This is a genomic window from Ornithinimicrobium kibberense, assembly GCF_006519705.1.
GTDB lineage: Bacteria > Actinomycetota > Actinomycetes > Actinomycetales > Dermatophilaceae > Ornithinicoccus > Ornithinicoccus kibberensis.
The window spans coordinates 1-313 of sequence record NZ_VFXM01000056.1 but is presented as its reverse complement, the minus strand read 5'-3'; the positions used below and the strand labels follow the sequence as shown (position 1 = coordinate 313).

The following is a 313-nucleotide window of genomic DNA, read 5'->3' as shown; positions in this document are numbered from 1 at the left end:
GAACTACCTGTCGCACAACGTGCGGGCCCGGTTGGGGTACCCGTTCCGGTTCGTGGAGCTGGCTCAGGAGATCAACTCCCAGATGCCGGCGTACGTGGTCTCCCGGGCCCAGGACATCCTCAACGAGGAGGGCAAGCCGTTGAACGGGTCCACGGTGCTGCTGCTGGGGGTGACGTACAAGCCGAACATCGCCGACCAGCGGGAGTCGCCGGCGGTGCCGCTGGCGCGGCAGCTGCTGGCCAAGGGCGCGGTGGTGCAGTACCACGACCCGCACGTGGCCGACTGGACCTCGGTGCCAGAGGCCGTCCGGGTC

At 69.0% G+C, this 313-nt stretch carries 1 protein-coding gene; it reads left to right on the top strand.

What is annotated here, in order from left to right; all coding sequences use genetic code 11:
* Positions 1-313: UDP binding domain-containing protein (locus FJR00_RS15590; RefSeq protein ID WP_272949588.1), on the top strand; the 313-nt coding region annotated here is incomplete at both ends.